The organism is Natronomonas sp. (assembly GCF_046710025.1).
Classification (GTDB): Archaea; Halobacteriota; Halobacteria; order Halobacteriales; family Haloarculaceae; genus Natronomonas.
Genome location: NZ_JBKEGK010000054.1, coordinates 1 through 13,134, shown reverse-complemented (window position 1 = coordinate 13,134; position 13,134 = coordinate 1). Strand labels below are relative to the sequence as shown.

At 64.3% G+C, this 13,134-nt stretch carries 16 protein-coding genes and 1 pseudogene; 13 read left to right on the top strand and 4 right to left on the bottom strand.

The window, feature by feature from the left end; all coding sequences use genetic code 11:
- Positions 1 to 962 (bottom strand): glucose-6-phosphate isomerase (locus tag ACI944_RS05675; RefSeq protein WP_411718091.1); only part of this gene is annotated, 962 nt, incomplete at its 3' end.
- 217 nt (positions 963 to 1,179) lie between these two features.
- On the opposite strand from ACI944_RS05675, the gene ACI944_RS05670 reads away from it, so the two are divergent.
- The 8 genes from ACI944_RS05670 (at position 1,180) to ACI944_RS05635 (ending at position 6,295) form a co-directional block, all read left to right on the top strand.
- Positions 1,180 to 1,674: a DUF5812 family protein gene (locus ACI944_RS05670; protein ID WP_411718090.1), complete on the top strand. Its 495-nt coding sequence runs from the start codon at positions 1,180 to 1,182 to the stop codon at positions 1,672 to 1,674.
- A 2-nt stretch (positions 1,675 to 1,676) separates the two neighbouring features.
- Positions 1,677 to 2,516, top strand: a complete 840-nt coding sequence (locus ACI944_RS05665) for an RNA ligase family protein (protein ID WP_411718089.1) — start codon at positions 1,677 to 1,679, stop codon at positions 2,514 to 2,516.
- Between the two features lie 179 nt (positions 2,517 to 2,695).
- Entirely contained in the window at positions 2,696 to 3,160 is a 465-nt protein-coding gene (locus ACI944_RS05660) for a 30S ribosomal protein S15 (protein WP_411718088.1), read from the top strand.
- Between the two features lie 4 nt (positions 3,161 to 3,164).
- Positions 3,165 to 4,238 (top strand): hypothetical protein, encoded by a 1,074-nt coding sequence (locus ACI944_RS05655; RefSeq protein ID WP_411718087.1) that lies wholly within the window; start codon positions 3,165 to 3,167, stop codon positions 4,236 to 4,238.
- The gene (locus tag ACI944_RS05650; protein ID WP_411718086.1) at positions 4,235 to 4,504 is read left to right on the top strand and encodes a KEOPS complex subunit Pcc1; all 270 of its coding nucleotides are present in this window, start codon (positions 4,235 to 4,237) and stop codon (positions 4,502 to 4,504) included. The genes ACI944_RS05655 and ACI944_RS05650 overlap by 4 nt, the downstream gene beginning before the upstream one ends.
- Positions 4,501 to 5,127 (top strand): 30S ribosomal protein S3ae, encoded by a 627-nt coding sequence (locus tag ACI944_RS05645; RefSeq protein ID WP_411718085.1) that lies wholly within the window; start codon positions 4,501 to 4,503, stop codon positions 5,125 to 5,127. The genes ACI944_RS05650 and ACI944_RS05645 overlap by 4 nt, the downstream gene beginning before the upstream one ends.
- Positions 5,128 to 5,226: 99 nt before the next feature.
- On the top strand, positions 5,227 to 5,814 hold the full coding sequence (gene tmk / locus ACI944_RS05640; protein WP_411718084.1) for a dTMP kinase: 588 nt from the start codon (positions 5,227 to 5,229) through the stop codon (positions 5,812 to 5,814).
- A 121-nt stretch (positions 5,815 to 5,935) separates the two neighbouring features.
- Positions 5,936 to 6,295: a 4a-hydroxytetrahydrobiopterin dehydratase gene (locus ACI944_RS05635; protein WP_411718083.1), complete on the top strand. Its 360-nt coding sequence runs from the start codon at positions 5,936 to 5,938 to the stop codon at positions 6,293 to 6,295.
- 118 nt (positions 6,296 to 6,413) lie between these two features.
- Here the strand turns inward: ACI944_RS05635 and ACI944_RS05630 are convergent, their stop codons facing one another.
- On the bottom strand, positions 6,414 to 6,644 hold the full coding sequence (locus tag ACI944_RS05630) for an Lrp/AsnC ligand binding domain-containing protein (RefSeq protein WP_411718082.1): 231 nt from the start codon (positions 6,642 to 6,644) through the stop codon (positions 6,414 to 6,416).
- Positions 6,645 to 6,860: 216 nt separating this feature from the next.
- On the opposite strand from ACI944_RS05630, the gene ACI944_RS05625 reads away from it, so the two are divergent.
- Positions 6,861 to 7,547 carry a potassium channel family protein gene (locus ACI944_RS05625; protein ID WP_411718081.1) on the top strand — a complete coding sequence of 229 codons (687 nt, stop codon included), beginning with the start codon at positions 6,861 to 6,863 and terminating at the stop codon, positions 7,545 to 7,547.
- A 1-nt stretch (position 7,548) separates the two neighbouring features.
- Complete coding sequence (locus tag ACI944_RS05620) at positions 7,549 to 7,779, top strand: Lrp/AsnC family transcriptional regulator (RefSeq protein WP_411718080.1); 231 nt, start codon at positions 7,549 to 7,551, stop codon at positions 7,777 to 7,779.
- Between the two features lie 102 nt (positions 7,780 to 7,881).
- Here ACI944_RS05620 and ACI944_RS05615 read toward each other — a convergent pair whose 3' ends face one another.
- Positions 7,882 to 8,088, bottom strand: a complete 207-nt coding sequence (locus tag ACI944_RS05615) for a cold-shock protein (protein ID WP_411718079.1) — start codon at positions 8,086 to 8,088, stop codon at positions 7,882 to 7,884.
- Between the two features lie 159 nt (positions 8,089 to 8,247).
- Between ACI944_RS05615 and ACI944_RS05610 the strand changes: the two genes are divergently transcribed.
- Both ACI944_RS05610 and ACI944_RS05605 read left to right on the top strand, forming a co-directional pair.
- Positions 8,248 to 9,204: a transcription initiation factor IIB gene (locus ACI944_RS05610; protein ID WP_411718078.1), complete on the top strand. Its 957-nt coding sequence runs from the start codon at positions 8,248 to 8,250 to the stop codon at positions 9,202 to 9,204.
- Positions 9,205 to 9,421: 217 nt separating this feature from the next.
- A pseudogene (locus ACI944_RS05605) lies at positions 9,422 to 10,888 on the top strand (succinic semialdehyde dehydrogenase); the annotation flags it as partial.
- Positions 10,889 to 11,281: 393 nt separating this feature from the next.
- Here ACI944_RS05605 and ACI944_RS05600 read toward each other — a convergent pair.
- On the bottom strand, positions 11,282 to 11,695 hold the full coding sequence (locus tag ACI944_RS05600) for an Lrp/AsnC family transcriptional regulator (protein WP_411718077.1): 414 nt from the start codon (positions 11,693 to 11,695) through the stop codon (positions 11,282 to 11,284).
- Positions 11,696 to 11,797: 102 nt separating this feature from the next.
- Between ACI944_RS05600 and carA the strand changes: the two genes are divergently transcribed.
- A complete protein-coding gene (gene carA, locus ACI944_RS05595; protein ID WP_411718076.1) occupies positions 11,798 to 12,850 on the top strand; it encodes a glutamine-hydrolyzing carbamoyl-phosphate synthase small subunit in 1,053 nt (350 codons plus the stop codon).
- Positions 12,851 to 13,134 lie beyond the last annotated feature (284 nt).

Genomic DNA, 13,134 nt, shown 5'->3' with positions numbered 1-13,134 from the left:
GTCTCCGGGATCGGCTCGTCCGCGCGCTTGCGGGGTCGCAACAGCGTGACAAGCTTGTCCGTTCGGCCCGCCCGGTACAGCTGCAGTTGGGAGTGTTGATCCGTCGCGCCAAGGGCCCGGACGGGCGTCTGTCCGAGGCCGTCCTTGCCGAGGCTTTCGGCCCACAATTGGGCGAACCACTCCGCGAGCGGTTCGAGCGCCTCGGCGTAGGGGATGAAGACGTTCGTCGTCGCCCCGCGGGTCTCGAGGGCGTATGCGACCGCCCCGTAGGCGTAGGCGGGACACTCAAAAAGCGATGGGGACAGCGCCGCCCGCCCCGCCGTCCCACCGTCTAAGATCGCCTCAATGTCACACCCGAGGGCGGCCGCGGGCACCAACCCGACGGCCGACAGCGCCGAGAACCGGCCGGGGACGCCGTCGGGAACCGGGCATCTCGGCAGGTCGTGTTCGTCGGCTAAATCCTGGAGCGGCCCCGAATCGCCGGTCGTGACGACCGTCCGATCGGTCCAGTCGACGCCCGCCTCGGCCATCGCCTCCCGGACGACGAGGAAGTTCGCAAGCGTTTCGGCGGTCGTCCCCGACCGCGAGACGACGTTGACGAGCGTCGACCCAAGCGGGAGGTCCGCGAGGAGGTCGCGGGTCCGCGCCGGATCGACGTTGTCGAGGCTGTAGTGTTCGGAGCAGCCGAGCGCCGCCGTGATCGTCTCCGCACCGAGGGCCGATCCACCGATGCCGACCGTCAGGACGGCCTCGGGATCGAATCCCTCAAGCGCCGACCTGATCGCCCCGGGATCGGTATCTTCGGGGAGCGCGAGGCTCGCGTAGCCGAACTCCCGGTCGTCGGTCCCCGTTGCGATCCGGTCGTGCGCCCCCTGGACGCGGTCGTTGAGCCGTTCGAGCGACTCCTCGGAGACGCCCGTGACCGCCTCCGAAGCCAGCGCGTTACCGAAATCAACGTTCATGACTGTACCGGGGTAGCGGCCCGTAAAATCGTTGGCAATGCGGCCCGGGTGTACATACGTCCGAACGACACATTCGATTCAATATATAAGTGGCCGCGAGCACGGCTCGGGGGGTTTATAAACACCGCGGGGATAGTCCCGAGCGGCGTATAAATCGACCACCGTATCGTCGCGGTCGCCCGAAACCCCGAAGAGTATCGGGTGTCTTCGTCCCTACATGACGGCAGGAAACGCCGATGGAACGGGCGTGGCCGTGGTTGAGGGACGGTTCGTGGTCACCCACGCCGACGAGGCCTCGGCGGTCTTAAAAGACATCGACCGCGGCGGGGTCCACACGCTTGGTGACAACCCGGGCGTCGACCCCGAGGAGGTAATCGAGGGAACCCTCGAGCCGGAGCCGCCCATGGCTGTGACGTACCGGATTGCCGAGATCGAAGCCCGGCGGCAGCTCTCCATCGATGAGAGCCCTGAACCGCCCACCCGACAGGAACGCCGCCTCGCGGCTGAACAGGGCGTCGGTGAGGTGACAAGACGGGAGCGCGCCGGGACCGGGGAGTTGCACATCCTGACAGTACCCGAAGAGGAGACCGAGGCCGCGATCGAGGACGTCCTGACCGACGAGGCGACGCTGGCCCGGGCGGCCCGCATCGGTGTCGGCCGTGTCGAAGTCCGTAGCGAGCCGGGGGTCGTGAGCGTCCGGTATATGCCATAGGAATGAAAGAGTTCCCCTCCATCCCCCGGGTGGCGGACGCCCCCGATGGGCTGTTCGAATCGGGGCACCTCTGGGTACTTGAGAAGATCGACGGCGCAGCCCTCCGGTTCCAGCTCCGCGAGTCGGGGGCGATCCGCTTCGGCGATCGGAACCGCGTCTACGACGACCCTGAAGCGATCCCGGCGCCGTACGAGCACGCCGTCCGACACGTCCGCGAGCGTCTCGACCGCGGGGCGCTCCGAAACGCCGTCGACGACGTCGAGTCGGTCGTCTTCTTCGGCGAGGCGACCCACCGCCACACGATCGAGTACGACTGGGACCGGCTGCCGTCGTTTCTCGGCTTCGACATCTGGTCCGAGAGCGAGGGGTCGTTCCGGCCGCCCGGGGCCGTCCACGGTATCTTCGAGCGGCTGGGCCTCGAGCCGGTCAACGCAGTTGAACGAGAACTCCACACGCGGGACTTCGATCCCAAATCGTACGCTGTCCCGATGTCCGCGTGGTACGACGGTCCAGCCGAGGGCGTCGTGATCCGGAACAAGCGTGGGGGGTGGGCGAAACTGCTACACCCTGACTTTCGGGAGGTCCACGAGACGACCCCGGTCGACGCGCCGGCCGAGGAGTTAGCGGAGTCGTACGCCACGGACCGGCGTTTCGAGAAACTCGCACACGAACACGACGGGCGCGATGTCACATTTGAGACGCTGTACGACCGGGCGCTGATGGACATCGTTCGCGAGGAACACAAGCGACTGTATCACGGCTCTTCGTCGGTCGATTTCCCGGCGTTCCGGTCGGCGGTCGCGGCGCGGACACGGGCGTTCTTGAACGAGAGTACCGAGTAGAAACCGTTTTGTGTACGACCGCGCGACGTAGCAATGGGAACCGCACGACCGCAAATCCGACTCGCCGGCCGGTTGGCCGGCTTGGGATTGCGGTAGTGCCGGCGCGGACGTTGCGGGCGACGCCCGAGGCGGAACGCGCCGTACGCGAGCGGTCTGTGCAGTTCCAATCAGAGATAACAATGGCACGAATGCACTCACGCCGTCGCGGGTCGTCCGGTTCGGACCGCCCCACGGCAGACGAACCACCGGAGTGGAGCGAGGTAGACGAAGCGGCGATCGAAGAGCGGGTCGTCGAGTTGGCCGAGGCGGGCCACGACCCCAGCCAGATCGGCCTGAAACTGCGCGATGAGGGCGTCCAGGGCGTCCCGGTCCCGGATGTCAAACTCGCCACGGGCAAGAAGGTCACCGAGATTCTTGAGGAACACGACGCGGTCGGCGACCTCCCCGAGGACCTCCGAAACCTGATGGAGCGCGCGGTCGGCCTGCGCGATCACATGGAGCGAAACCCCGGCGACGCACAGAACAAGCGGGCGCTCCAGAACACCGAGTCGAAGATCCGACGCCTCGTCGACTACTACCGCGGCGACAAACTCGACGAGTCGTTCACCTACGAGTACGACGAAGCGAAAGAGCTGCTGGAGTAATCCCATGTCGGCCGCCGGTCACTCGGAGGACGGACGCCCGCGCGCCGCGGCAGCGCTCGCCGACGCCGACTTCGTTCGGCTCGTCGGAACCGCCGACGGCGACGCAGTCGCAGCCGCTGGGCTCCTCGCCCGAGCGCTCGATGCCGCGGGCACACCATACCAGGTTAGCCTCGCGGCCGTCCCCGAGCCCCCGGCGACCGACGCCGACTGTACCGTCGCGGTCGGTCACCCGACCGGCGACCTGACGCTTGAGGGCGACGCTCTCGCCCTCGAGGCGGCCGCCATCGTCGCCGAACTCGCCTCCGAGGCAGTGGATCCCGAACTCGCACTCGCCGGCGCGATCTGTGCGGGCGTCGAGCCCTCGGGGCACCTCCTAGAGGCGGCCGACCTCGATCGACGCCCCGGCGTTGCGATCCCGACCGACGACCGGATCGAAGGGCTCGCCGCCTCGACGCTCGTTCACGCCCCGTTTTCGGGGGATGACGAAGTCGTCGAGGCGGCACTTGAGGAGTTCGACGAGCAAGACGGCCGCGAACTCGCCTCCTTGGTCGCACTATCAGCGATCGAGGAGGCGCCGCCACGAGCCGCCGAAGCGGTCGAGCGCGCGCTTCGACCGTACGTCACAGAGCGCTTCGGGACGCTTGGCGGGTTTGCGGACGTCCTCGATGCGGTTGCCCGGGAGCGGCCCGGAACCGGAATCGCGCTGGCGCTCGGCCACGAGGTTGAGACTGCGGCACTTGAGTCGTGGCGCACCCACGGCAAGCGGGCCCACAGGGCGCTTCGAGCGGCTAACACCGGCCGCTACGAGGGCGTCTACGTTCTCCGGCTCGATGCGGGGTCGCCGGCGTTTTTGGGCACGGTCGCCCGACTCGGTCTCTCATATCGCTCACCCGAACCGGTCGCGCTTGCGGTGACAGACGGCGCAGCGGCGGCGGTCAGCGAGACATCGGTCGAGACCCCAGTGCGGGCGGCCGCGGGCGAACTCGACGGCCGAGCGACAGTACGGAACGACCACGGGACAGCGACCTTCGACGGGACGGTTGCGGGCTTCACCGCGGCGTTCAGGGGGGCCGTATGACCGACGCGACCCGGCGGGCGACGATCCGGACGGTCCACGACCGACCGCGGGTGATCGCCGACGCGATCACGCCGGACAACACCGACGAGGTCTCGACGCGCGTCGAGGCCGAGAGCGCCCCCAATGATGCGCCGAACAACGGCTCGGGGGCCGTCGTCACGACGATCGAACGGGACGGAACCGGCGGCCTCCGGACGACGGTCGACGACTACGTCTCGAATCTCACAGTTGCACAGCGAATAACCGACACCACAACCCAATCATGAGCGAACGTTCAGTATCCAAACGGAAACAGGAGAAGCGATGGTACACCGTGATGGCCCCAGAGATGTTCGACCGGGCCGAACTCGGCGAGACACCCGCGGACGAGCCCGAACAGGTCTACGACCGCACCATCCAGACGACCCTCGGGGAACTGCAGAATGACCCGAGCGAAAACAACACGAAGCTGACCTTCCAGATCACGGATGTCGGCAGCGACACCGCCTACAGCGAGTTCATCCAGCACGAACTCACCCGTGACTACCTGCGCAGCCTCACCCGTCGTGGCACCTCGAAGGTCGACGCCTTCATCACCGTGTTGACGACGGATGACTATCGAGTGCAGGTGCAGCCCGTCGCCTACACGACGAAGAGCGCAGACCACAGCCAAGAGCACGCCATCCGGCGGACGATGATCGACCTCGTCGAGGAAGCTGCGGAGGAGCGTACCTTTGAGGGGCTTGTCGACAGCATCGTTGAGGGACGGCTCTCTTCAGCGATCTACGGCGAGGCGAAGACGATCTACCCGCTCCGACGCGTCGAGGTTCAAAAGACCCGCGTCGAGGCCAAACCCGAGGAGATCGCCGCCGAGCAGGAGGCGACCGTCGGCGTCGACGAGGACGCCTAACCCGCTTTCGAGTGTCGACGTTCTTTTGTCTACACCCCAGAGCGGCCGCGCCGGTCCGGAGACCCGGCAACTGATATACGACCGCCGCCACTTCGGCGTATGCTCATCACGCTCGAGGGGATCGACGGGGGTGGAAAGACGACCATCGCCGAGGCGCTCGCGGAGGACTTCCCGGCCGATCGGTCCGTCTTCACCCGGGAGCCGACCGACTCGTGGTACGGCGATTCGGTCGAGCGCTCGATCGCCAACGACGACGCGGACCCGCTGGCGGAGTTGTTCCTGTACACGGCCGACCACGCGGACCACCTCTCCCGCGTCGTTCGGCCCGCCCTCGAAGCCGGACAGGTCGTCGTCTCGGATCGGTACTCCGATTCTAGGTACGCCTACCAGGGCGCGACGCTGGCCGGGACGCTCGACTCGCCGATGGAATATATACGGTCAGTCCACGAGCCGTTCACCCGGCCGCCCGACGCGACACTGTATCTCGACCTGCCGGCCGAACTCGGTGCCGAACGGGCGGGCGCGACGAACAAGTTCGAGGCCGAAGCGTACCTGAAAGATGTGCGGACGAACTACGAGCGGCTGATTGAGGCGGAGCCGGATCGGTTCCACCGAATCGACGCGACCCAACGCCGCGAGGACGTCGTCGCGGAGGCGCGTGCCGTTGTCTCCGAGCTGCTCGGGTAGCCGTTCGGAGCTTGGCGAGTGGTTGTTTCTGACATTTGGGCGTCGAAACGTGCGTTGGTCGGCGACGAGATGTAGAGACCGTCGCAAGAACTTCGTGCCTCGGGCGCTCAATTGAAACGGTATGACAGAACAAGCGCTCGCGGACCAGGCGTGTGAGGCGTGTACGAGCGACGACGACCCCCTCGCCGGCGAGGAGTTGAACTCGCTGCACGGGCGAATCGACACCGATGTCTGGGAGATCGTCGACGAGCACCATCTCGAGGGGAACTACGAGTTCGAGGATTTCCGGGACGCTCTCGAGTTCACCTACGAGATCGGCGAGCTTGCCGAAGAAGAGTGGCACCATCCCGACATCCAACTCGCGTGGGGCGAGGTGGGCGTCGAGATGTGGACACACAAGATCGACGGCCTCCATCGCGCCGACTTCGTGATGGCGGCCCGGATGGATCGCATCCACGAAGCGTACGCGCCGGAGTCGTAACTGTTGCCGACCGATTTCACGGCTAGCTGGCCGTCGAATACGAGCCGTTAATAAACCATCGAGCACGCGTTTTTGAAAGCCGGAGTCAAAACGTACGGTAATCGGCGGCCCCAGGGGTTTATTCCAGACAGACGTACGTTTTGGTGTCCGCCACGTCGTCGAGTTCCCGCACTCGCGTCGCAACGGAGTTGATAATATCGTACACCTCCGTCGATTCGGCCTCTACGATCACATCGAAGTCGCCAGCGACGACGCTCGCGACGGAAACGTGGTCAAACCCGGCCAGCCGTTCGGACAGCCCCGCGGCATCGCCGGTGGCTGCTTTCACCATAATAAACGAGCGCACCATAGGCTGTAGTGATTATCCATTATAAAAAAGCTTTCCCGCCGTGCGGCCGCTGTCGCCGGTCGTATCCAGTCCGTGTACAGAATAGTTCGGTCCATTCGCGCAGGTCCGTCTGCCTCCGTCCAAGCGGGGCTGCCGACAGGTCGGCAGCCTGCGGAACACACCGTCGCCGGCATGCGAAAGAGTAACATTATTGCATCCGGTCGTCGTAGGAAGACCATGAAGTTCATCATCGTGGGTGCCGGCCGCGTCGGAATGCGAACCGCACGAGTGCTCGCGGAGGAGGACCACGAGTCCGTACTGATCGAGCCTGACCAGACGAAGGTTGAGCGACTGCGTAACTCCGGGTTCGAGGTCGTCCAAGGGGACGGAAGCAACGAGGAGACGCTGCTCGAACTGGACCTCGAAACGGCCGACGGGGTCGCCGGCCTCACCGGCGATCTCGCCACCAACTTTATCGCTTGCATGATCGGGAAACGCCACGGCTGTCGGACCGTCGCACGGGTCGACAACGACGATCACGAGTACGTCGTCGGCAAGTACGCCGATTCGGTCGACGAGGTCATCTACCCCGAGCGCCTCGGCGCGATCGCCGCCAAGAACGCCCTCGTCGGCGGGAGCGTTCGGGCGGTCGCGGACATTGCGCAGAATCTTCAGTTGCTCGAACTCACCGTCACGCCTGGGTCACCGATGCGGGGCTACTCGTTGTCGGAACTGGAACTCCCTGCGGACGCCCGGGTGCTCGCGTTCGGCAAGGATGGCCACCAGCTCCAGCTCCCGAACGCGGACGCCTCGCTCGAGGTCGGCGACCGCATCGTCGCGATCGCCGACTTCGACGTCCTCCGGGAAGTCGAACAGATCATCGTCGGTGAGACCGACCGCGCGCTCGCACACGGTGGTGTCTAAGATGGTCCTCGCCTACGTGATGGTCAAAGCCCACACCGGCGAAGCGGGGCAACTCCGCGACGACATCGAGGGGATCGACGGCGTCGTTTCCGCACACATCGTTGCCGGCGATGTCGACATCATCGCAAAGGTCGACGTCGACTCCCCGGGCGGGGTAAAGGAGATTGCCGCCGACGGCGTCCAGGCAATCGACGGCGTTGAAGACACGCACACGTACCTCGCGATGGAATGACTACCTGGGCGCTGTGAGGCTCACGACGGTCGTAGTAGTCCAATAAAAGTGGTCGATCCGAAACGAAGCGTCGTCGGCCACAATGCGGCCGACGAAAGCGCTCTATTGTCGGACGAGGTTCGTCGCGCGGGGTCCTTTCTGCGAGGACTCGATATCGAACTCGACGTCTTGGCCCTCTTCGAGGTCGGGGCCGCCGACATCCTCCATGTGGAAGAACACGTCTTCGTCGTCGTCTACCGCGTCGTCGTCAGTCGAAATGAAACCGTAGCCGCCAGTGTCGTTGAAGAAGTCAACAGTACCGTTTGCCATTACGACCTACCCTTTGACCGAGTCCGATATAATCCTTCCGAGAGTCGGGGTACCACGGCTCCTCCGCTACCGTCGTCGCTGAGGACGGGTCTGAGCACCGGATAAAAGGACAGGTGTGCAAAGCATTTATATAATGAGTAGGCAAATCATATAAGCGTAATGCCAGGGCCCACCCGACAGCGAGAGCGCACCAGCGAAGAGGAGACGGAAACGGAGGATGAAACCGGCTGTCCCGAGTGCGAGTCGGACTCACTGGTGCGGAGCGCCGACGGGGGCGGCGAACTTGTCTGTGAGGACTGCGGGCTTGTTATCGAAGAGGAAAATATCGATCGGGGGCCGGAGTGGCGGGCGTTCAACCACTCCGAGCGCCAATCAAAGTCCCGCGTCGGCGCGCCGACGACCCAGACGATGCACGACAAGGGGCTCACGACACAGATCGACTGGAAGGATAAGGATGCATACGGTCGATCGATCTCCTCGGAAAAACGCTCACAGATGCACCGCCTCCGGAAGTGGCAAGAACGGATCCGAACAAAAGATGCGGGCGAACGGAACCTGCAGTTCGCGCTCTCGGAGATCGACCGGATGTCCTCGGCGCTTGGGGTCCCCCGGTCAGTCCGTGAGGTCGCCTCGGTCATCTACCGCCGCGCGCTGGACGACGACCTGATCCGAGGACGCTCAATCGAGGGCGTTGCGACCGCCGCGCTGTACGCCGCCTGCCGGCAGGAAAACATCCCGCGCAGCCTTGACGAGGTTGCCGAGGTCGCCCGGGTCGAACAGAAAGAGATCGGGCGGACGTACCGGTATATTGCACAAGAACTCTCGCTCGGGCTCAAACCCGTCGATCCCGTACAGTACGTTCCGCGCTTCTGTTCGGAACTCGGCCTGAGCGAGGAGGTCGAACAGAAAACCCGCGAGATCATCGAGGTGACTGCCGAGAAGGGGATGCTCTCGGGGAAGTCGCCGACCGGTTACGCCGCCGCGGCAATCTACGCGGCGTCGCTTTTGTGCAACGAAAAGAAGACCCAACGCGAGGTCGCCGAGGTCGCCCAGGTCACCGAAGTGACCATCCGGAACCGCTATCAAGAGCAGATCGAGGCGCTCGGCATCCACTGATTGGCCCCGCCCGAGCCATCGAGCAGTCTCGTTCAGTCGCTGTTTTTTGCCGTTGTCGCCGCCAACACGGTTACGTCCGTGAGTGCCCTACCCGTGAGTGATGACTGTTTCGGAGCCGCCGAGCCGCGAACGAATCGGACAAACATCTTCGGAGGCGGTCGCCGGACTTAGCTCGGGGGTGACGACGACCGGGGAGCAGTGAGAGCGGTTCGACGTCGAGGCCCCCGGCCGCGGCGACATCATCGGCCACCTGCCGGCGTGCACGGCAGCCGACGTCGAGGCCGCGTTCGAGCGGGCGGATGGGGCCGGGGACGCTTGGGGCGACAGATCCCCGGCTGAGCGGGCCGAGGTGTTCGTCCGGTATCACGACCTCCTCTTCGAGAACCGCGAGGAACTCCTCGACATTGTCCAACTCGAAACTGGGAAAGCCCGGCGACACGCCCACGCTGAGGTCCTCGACGTAGCAATGACGGCCCGATACTACGCATATCGGACGGCATCGTTGCTTGAGTCCGAGCAACGACAGGGGGCGCTTCCGGGTCTGACAGCGACAGAGGTCCACCGTCACCCGATCGGAACCGTTGGTATCATTTCGCCGTGGAACTACCCCCTGACGCTGTCGATCTCCGACATCGTGCCCGCACTCTTGGCCGGCAACGGCGTCGTGCTCAAACCGTCCGAGGAAACGTCCTACACCTCGTTGAAAGCCGCGGAGCTGCTCTACGAGGCCGGGGTCCCGCGGGACTGTTTTCACGTCGTCACAGGCTTCGGCCCTGATCTTGGCGAGCCGCTCGTCTCGGCGGCCGACCACGTCTGTTTTATAGGCTCAACCGAGACCGGGCGGATCGTCGCCCGGACCGCGGGCGAGACGCTCACCGACTGCTCGCTCGAGTTGGGCGGTAAGAATCCCGCCATCGTCCGGCCCGACACCGACGTTGAGCGGGCGGCCGAGGGGCTCGTGCGCGGCTGTTTCGCCAATGCTGGACAACTCTGTCTCTCGATAGAACGGATCTACGTCCACGAATCGGTCCGCACGCGGTTCCTCGACGCTTTCGTGGACACGGCCGAGTCGATGCGTCTTGGAGTCGGGCCGGCGTTCGACATCGACATGGGGAGTCTGGTGTCCGAGAGCCACCTCTCGAAGGTCGAGGCCCACGTCGAGGAGGCCAAGCGTGAGGGTGCGACAGTTCTGACTGGCGGGCGCACACGGCCCGATATCGGTCCTTACGTCTACGAGCCGACGGTACTGACCGGCGTCGACGGATCAATAACGCTTCGCAACGAGGAGACGTTCGGCCCGGTTGTCTCCGTCTACGGATACGGCGACGACGAGGCCGTTGAACGCGCCAATGAGACTGAGTATGGGCTGAACGCCTCGATCTGGACCGAGGACACGGGGCGCGGCCGCGAACTCGCCGCCCGCATCGAGGCGGGGACCGTAAATATAAATGAAAGCTACGCCGCGGCGTGGGCCTCGCTGGACGCCCCGATTGGCGGGATGGGCGACTCGGGGATCGGCCGTCGACACGGACCGGAAGGGCTGCTTCGGTTTACGGAATCGCAGACAGTTGCGACACAGCGAGGCCCCGCGTTTGCCGCCCCGGACGGGGTGCCCTACTGGCTGTACGCGAAACTGCTGGACGCGACGATGGCGTTTCGCCGGCGCGTCCCGGGGCTTCGGTAGCACTCCGAGTTCGTTCACGGGAGCCTTCAGTTGAGGGCAACGAACAGACTCCCCGGCCAATCGAGTACGCAGGTAGTCAGTTTCATCAGAAATTATAAAACGTGTAGATGCTGGATTCCAAAATGTCTGATATATCGTTTGGATATATGCGGATAGAATAGCCATATGGCGGAAAATTACTTATACTGGTAGACACATGCATAGGATATGCCGGCAGACTCTCAGCGCACGTCCAGATCACACACGGAATACACACACAATCGCACGCGCTGCCCCCGGTGTGGAAGCCATCTTCCCACCCCCGAATCGCCACGGAGCGACGGGGGCTGTCTGAACTGCACGTCGGGGTAGCGCCCGGTTTCTCTCGTGGAACGCAAGGTTACGTTTCGGCCCTCAACCGCGCTTCTCGTCGAGAATGAGTCGGGTCTTCGTCGAGACGACATCGTTGAGTTCGCGCGCGCGAGTGATCAGGTCGTTGAGCGTCCCCGTGTCGGTCGTGTCGGCGACGACAACGACATCCTCCTCGCCAGAGACCTGCCAGACGAAGTCGACCTCCGTCCATTCGGCCATCCGCTCGGACATCGCGCCGGTGTCGACGTCGACCGCAACCCCGATCTCCACCATCGCCTTGACGTTGCCCGTCCGCGTCGCAACAGTAAAGCGCTCTATAACGCCAGACTCAAGAAGCTGTTCGACGCGGTTCCGGACGGTTCCCTCGGAAGTCCCGACGCGATCCGCGATCTCCGTGTAGGGTGTCCGGGAGTCGCGACGGAGGATGTCGAGGATGCGGCGGTCGAGGTCGTCCATCGAGATGTGTCCGTTCCGCTTCCCGGTACTTACCGATTACGAATTTCGTAACGATCCTTCGAACACAAGCGTTAATTGCGGGTATGTCGTACGCATCTCGTAATGACGAAGGCCTACGTGGCGCTCGAGGACGGCCGGACCATCGAAGCGCGCTCGCGCGCGCCCGGCCGCACTCGCGGTGAACTCGTTTTCACCACCGCCTACACCGGCTACGAGGAATCGCTCACCGATCCGAGTTACGAGGAACAGATCCTCACCTTCTCGTACCCACTGATCGGCAACTACGGGGTCCGAGAGGAGCGCTTCGAGTCGGATCGGGTCCATCCCCGCGGCGTCGTCGCCCGGGACCTGACCGAGGATGTCGCCGAGTGGCTGGCCGAGGAAGGCGTCCCCGCTATCGACGAACTCGACACGCGTGACCTCGTCACCGGCATCCGTGAGGAGGGTGCGATGCAGTGCGGGATCGCCGCCGGCCCCGACGCGACGGCCGCCGACGCCGAGGCTGAACTCGACGCTTGCAAGGGGATGAGCGAACACACCGACATCGGATCGCAGGTCTCCATCGGGGAGCCTGTCACGTACAACCCTGATGGGGACGGCCCGCGGGTCGCACTCATCGACTGCGGCGCAAAAGGCTCGATCGCCAGTTCGCTCGTTGAGCGCGATGCGGTCGTCGAGAAGCTTCCCTACGACGCGACCGTCGCTGATGTTGAATCGGTCGATCCGGACGTGCTCTTCATCTCGAACGGCCCCGGCGACCCGGAGAACTTCGAGGCGGCCGCGGCGCTCGTTGAGGAGTACGTCGGCGACGTTCCCTTGGCCGGCATCTGTCTCGGCCAGCAGGTCATCGCGAACGCGCTTGGCGGGCAAACCGAGAAGATGGAGTTCGGCCACCGTGGGGTCAATCAGCCGGTTCGTGACCTCCGCTCAAACAAAGTTGTCATGACGACGCAGAACCATGGCTACACCGTCTCGGAACCGGGGGACCTCGACGTGACGCAGATCAACGTCAACGACGACACCCCTGAAGGCCTCGAGAGCGACGAAATGAACGTCATCACCCGCCAGTACCACCCCGAGGCCAACCCCGGTCCGCACGACACGCTTGGCTTCTTCGACGACGTGCTCGGGATGACGTCCGCCCGGACAAACTAGCGGTTCGTTAATACGCTTCTCAGTGCCAATCACCGCCGCGATGGACGGACACCAATCAATTCGGTATTAACTGAAAACAGGCGCTAAGTCCCCTTCCTCAAGGAGCAACGCAACGAGCAAAGCGAGTGAGTAGCGCAGTAGGGAGGGGATACAGCGTCGTCTTCGTTTTCCCCACACGTTCTTCGCTCGGCCCACAGGCCCATACAAGAGGGTGTCATAGAACAGTTCGCATACCAAAGAGCAGGGTGAACGCTGAGGTGGAATGAGTTCAGCGACCCTGCAAG